The following is a 4710-nucleotide window of genomic DNA, read 5'->3' as shown; positions in this document are numbered from 1 at the left end:
TTCTTGAAACTCGAAAAAACTGATTTCATTATAATTACTCATGCTTACCTCCAGTTCAAAGATTCATCTGTTGTACTGGTGTAAACATATATATTTTTGCATCAAATGTCAAGAGTGCTGTTTCAAATCGATAAGCGAATTAATTTATTTTATGTCATTATTTCAAGCTTTCTTTCGGAATATGGAATCGATACAGGTAATAGTACTTGAAGATAGAGAACAATATATGCATATTCATCGAAGATAAAAGAGAATTTTGCAACTAAACAGAAATCCCCCCTGTTTTCAGCGACTGGTGCTGGGCGCAAATTTACCCCCTTAACAAGGGGGTCGCCGCACATGCGGCGGGGGGATATAGTATTCTTTTTTTTAAAAGGAGAGGTCTTTACATGGACACGATTCCGCGTTTTTTCCGGCATTTGTTAATGCTTGGTATCTTTTTGTCCCTGCCCGGAGGCGCCACCGCACAGGAAAAAGTCTTCCGTATCGGCATCATCGGCCTCGACACTTCGCACGTTGTTATGTTCACACGGGAGATAAACGATCCTAAAAACAACTACTACTGCCGGGTAACAGTCGCGTTCAAAGGCGGTTCGCCGGATATCCCTACTTCCGCTGACCGTATAGAAGGATATACCCGGGAGCTTCGGGATTCTCTCGGCATAGAGATCGTCGCTTCCATTCCTGAACTGCTTCGTAGGGTGGACGGTGTTCTCCTGGAAAGTGTGGACGGCCGCAAGCACCTTGAGCAGGTAAAGCAGGTGTTCGCTGCGAAAAAACCGGTCTACATCGACAAGCCCATGGCCGGAAGTCTTTCCGAGGTCATCGAAATCTTCCGCCTGGCGAAGGAAAATGGTGTTCCATGCTGGTCCAGCTCGTCACTCCGGTATTGTCCGGGCATCGCCGGGATGCGCAATAACCCGAGCATCGGCGAGGTTATTGGGTGCGATGCTTTCAGCCCCTGTTCGCTGGAGCCGCACCATCCCGACCTCTTCTGGTACGGCATCCACGGGGTCGAGACCCTGTTTACCATCATGGGAACCGGCTGTGCAACCGTGCAGCGTGCGCAGACCAAAGACACCGAGTATGCTGTCGGCGTCTGGAAGGACGGCCGTATCGGGACTTTCCGGGGAATCCGCAGCGGCAGGCAGGATTACGGCGCCTACGTTTTCGGCTCCAAAGGTATCGGTCCCAGCGGCGGATATGTCGGTTCAGGACCGCTGACCGATGTGATCATCGCATTCTTCAAAACCGGCAAAATCCCTGTTCCGCCGGAAGAAACCATCGAAATCTACGCGTTCATGGCCGCCGCCGATGAGTCGAAAAAATTGGGTGGTGCTCCGGTTTCGCTGGAAGAAGTAATAAAGAAAGCGGGAAAGTGACAGAGTGACAGAGTGACAAAGTGACAGAGTGACAAAGTAAAAAAAGAGGCAAAGGATGCTATGGTAAGAGATAGAGAATTTCTGGAACGCTGGGAACTGGAATATATCCGCAAGGAACCTTCCAGCTATTTACAGAATCTCGTAATATTCGAGGCTCTCTGGGAAGAAGCGCGGGCTTTGGGCGTTGTGCCGTTGAAAGACCCGCTGGAAGGGATCGAGACCAAAATTTTCCTTGCAAAGGCTCTAAATGTTCCAGGACCTCATTGAAAATATGGCCAGGATGCTGGAAGAAAAGGGCATCTCTTATATGCTCATCGGAGGGCAGGCTGTTCTTCTCTATGGCGAACCGAGAGCGACTAAAGATATTGATGTCACTTTGGATGTCGGCCCGGACAGGCTGCCTGATATCATGAATTTAGTGAGGGATTTGGATTGGAAGGTATTGGTGGAAGATCCTCATACATTTGTAACCAAAACCCTCGTTCTCCCTTGTCAGGATCCACAAACAGGCATCCGGATAGATTTGATTTTCTCCTTTTCAGCGTACGAACACCAAGCCATCCGGAGAGTGAAAAGAGTACTGATCGGAGACACCAAGGTAATGTTCGCTTCGGTGGAAGACATCATCATTCAAAAAGTAATTACCGGACGCCCTCGCGACTTGGAAGATGTAAAAATAATTCTGGCAAAGAACCCGGAAATGGATATACCCTATATTCACTCCTGGCTCAAACAGTTCAGCGAAAGCCTGGCGCAGCCCTTTCTTAAAACATTTGATGAAATCCATAAGTACATACAATAAAGGGCTGCCATGAATAGTTTATTGCTGGTAGCCTCTATTCTTGGAGCCGGTTTAACCATTGCAGCGCCGGATAACACCTATGCGCAGTCCACTCCCCTGATCGGCCCTGAAGCCGTTTTTCATCCCGGTAAAGATTTTCTTAAAACGTTCCATATACAGGAGAGGTGGATGTCGCTTATGTCAGCTACCCGTATGGCTGCCATGCCTGTGAACGTCTCGGCCTTGTCCTCTATGCCTTCGATTTCGATTCTTCCGGCAAATTTCTGGGGAGAAATTTCCTGAAAGTAATCCCGATAAAAACTGGCAAATAATTTTTTAAAAGCTCCTCAATATTCAGGTTGATTTTTCTTTTTTCACGTTGTATGATTATAAAAAGCTGCCCTAAGTATTCATTTTTTTTCCGGAGGAATATATGAAAGTTTTTATCGATGCAAATCTCTGTATTTCCTGTGGTCTCTGTTCGGATACCTGTCCCGATATTTTTGAGATGGGGGCTGATGTCGCAGAAGTGATCGTGCCAATTGTCCCAGCCGACCGTGAAGACTGCGCCAGCGAGGCGGAAGAAGACTGTCCCACCGATGCCATTACTCATGAATAATACTATATTTACACATATAAGGAAAGAAGGCGGTATGACGCATGCCGCCTTTTTTGTAATGGTTTCACAGTCCGGGGAGACTGATTCATGAAAATTACCATTATCGGCGCCGGATATGTCGGCCTGGTCTCGGGAGCGTGTTTTGCAGAGATGGGGAATACGGTAATCTGCCTCGACGCCGATGAAGAAAGAATTCGAGGGCTGAAAGAAGGCATTATTCCCCTCTACGAGCCGGGCCTGGATCGTTTGATTGAACAGAACGCTGCTGCAAAACGTCTTTATTTCACCACTGATTTTCCGGGAGCGGCACGCTCAGCGGAGGTGATCTTCATTTGTGTCGGAACACCGCCAACCGAGGGAGGTGGAGCGGATATCAGCAAGGTTCTGGAAGCGGCGAACAGTATCGGTCGGCATGTGGAGCGCTATGCAGTGGTGGCCACTAAATCCACCGTGCCTGTTGGTACGACTGCGAAGGCAGGGGAAATCATCCGCCGCCGTATCTCCGAAAGAGGGGCGGCGGTGGAGATTGATATGGTGCATAACCCGGAATTTCTCAAAGAGGGGAATGCAGTATCCGATTTCATGGGACCGGACCGTGTGGTGGTCGGGGCGGAAAGCGAGCGTGCCCGTGAGACCATGCACCGCCTGTACGCGCCGTTTCTCCGTAACGAGGACAGGGTGATTTTTATGTCCATCCCCTCATCGGAGCTGACCAAGTATGCCTCAAATGTGATGCTCGCCACCCGTATCTCTCTCATGAACGAAATCGCCCTGCTTGCGGAAAAAGTCGGCGCCGATATAGAATCGGTACGCCAGGGCATAGCCCGGGACAAAAGAATCGGCAAATACTTCCTTTACACCGGGGCCGGGTATGGCGGATCCTGTTTCCCGAAAGACATTTCTTCCCTCATCCATACCGGCAAAGAAAACCGCATCGATCTGAAAATTCCCCAGGCGGTAAACGAGGTCAACCGCCGCCAGAAGCAGGTCATTTCCGAAAAAGTACTCCGCTTCTTCCAGGGTGATGTCCACGGGAAAAGAATTGCCGTGTGGGGGCTTGCGTTCAAACCGGAAACAGATGATGTCCGTGAGGCGCCGGCGATCGAGACCGTGCGTATCCTCCGTGACTGCGGGGCGCTTCTGGCTCTCCATGATCCCAAGGCTCTCGACAATGCCCGCAAGGTTCTCGGTGATGAATCCCTTGCATTCCATTCAGACAATTACGAAGCGCTGGCTGACGCCGATGCCCTGATCGTCATGACAGAATGGAAGGAGTACCGCTCCCCGGATTGGAATCAGGTGCGCAATCTGATGCGCGGAAAGGTGGTTTTCGACGGCCGCAATCTCTATGAACCGGGAGAAATGAAGGGATGCGGATTCCGCTATTTCGGTATCGGGCACGGGGAAGCATTATGAGGTACCGATGTTTTGGAAAATACCCTAAAAGCTCTCGAATCAGGATTAATAACTTTTCGAACCTTCATTGATCGCGCATCTGACACGAATAAAAAATACCTTCCCCTCAACCAATGGGCGTTTGAGTAATTGTCTTGAATCTATCGAATGGAATGGTAAGGATTTTGATGAGAAAGACGGTATCAAGGAGTCTCCGACGATACGGGTTCATGCATTTATAGTCGATGTAGGCACGATCGAATGAATTACCCCGCAACGAGCTGCGAAGTATCCAAAGATGATCCCTCTGTCACCTTCGGTGACATCCCCCCCTTAATAGACGAGGGCTACAAAAGGATAATTTTGACATAAGTTGTTATAAATAAATAAATTAAATGAATATTTAGCTTGACATGGCGGTTTAGATTTATTATATTTAAGGTATTGTTATGAAAGGAGATAAAGCCGCCATGCAACATATTGTAGATCCACGACAAACGAGTTTGATTGACCCTTATACAGGGGTATTTTCG

The 4710-nt window shown here is 48.7% G+C and carries 6 protein-coding genes; all 6 read left to right on the top strand.

The genetic code is table 11. The features are described from left to right. Positions 1-389: 389 nt before the first annotated feature. Positions 390-1382 carry a Gfo/Idh/MocA family oxidoreductase gene (locus Q8O92_07755; GenBank protein ID MDP2983208.1) on the top strand — a complete coding sequence of 331 codons (993 nt, stop codon included), beginning with the start codon at positions 390-392 and terminating at the stop codon, positions 1380-1382. A 60-nt stretch (positions 1383-1442) separates the two neighbouring features. Next, positions 1443-1649 (top strand): hypothetical protein, encoded by a 207-nt coding sequence (locus Q8O92_07750; GenBank protein ID MDP2983207.1) that lies wholly within the window; start codon positions 1443-1445, stop codon positions 1647-1649. Continuing rightward, complete coding sequence (locus tag Q8O92_07745; protein ID MDP2983206.1) at positions 1630-2184, top strand: nucleotidyl transferase AbiEii/AbiGii toxin family protein; 555 nt, start codon at positions 1630-1632, stop codon at positions 2182-2184. The genes Q8O92_07750 and Q8O92_07745 overlap by 20 nt, the downstream gene beginning before the upstream one ends. A 9-nt stretch (positions 2185-2193) precedes the next feature. Then, complete coding sequence (locus Q8O92_07740) at positions 2194-2466, top strand: hypothetical protein (protein ID MDP2983205.1); 273 nt, start codon at positions 2194-2196, stop codon at positions 2464-2466. A gap of 130 nt (positions 2467-2596) precedes the next feature. Then, on the top strand, positions 2597-2782 hold the full coding sequence (locus Q8O92_07735; protein ID MDP2983204.1) for a ferredoxin: 186 nt from the start codon (positions 2597-2599) through the stop codon (positions 2780-2782). 87 nt (positions 2783-2869) lie between these two features. After that, a complete protein-coding gene (locus Q8O92_07730; GenBank protein ID MDP2983203.1) occupies positions 2870-4198 on the top strand; it encodes a UDP-glucose/GDP-mannose dehydrogenase family protein in 1329 nt (442 codons plus the stop codon). Positions 4199-4710: the final 512 nt, after the last annotated feature.

Source organism: Candidatus Latescibacter sp., assembly GCA_030692375.1.
In the GTDB taxonomy this organism is placed as follows: Bacteria; Latescibacterota; Latescibacteria; order Latescibacterales; family Latescibacteraceae; genus JAUYCD01.
The sequence above is the reverse complement of the archived record's forward strand: the minus strand, read 5'-3'. Positions and strand labels throughout refer to the sequence as shown.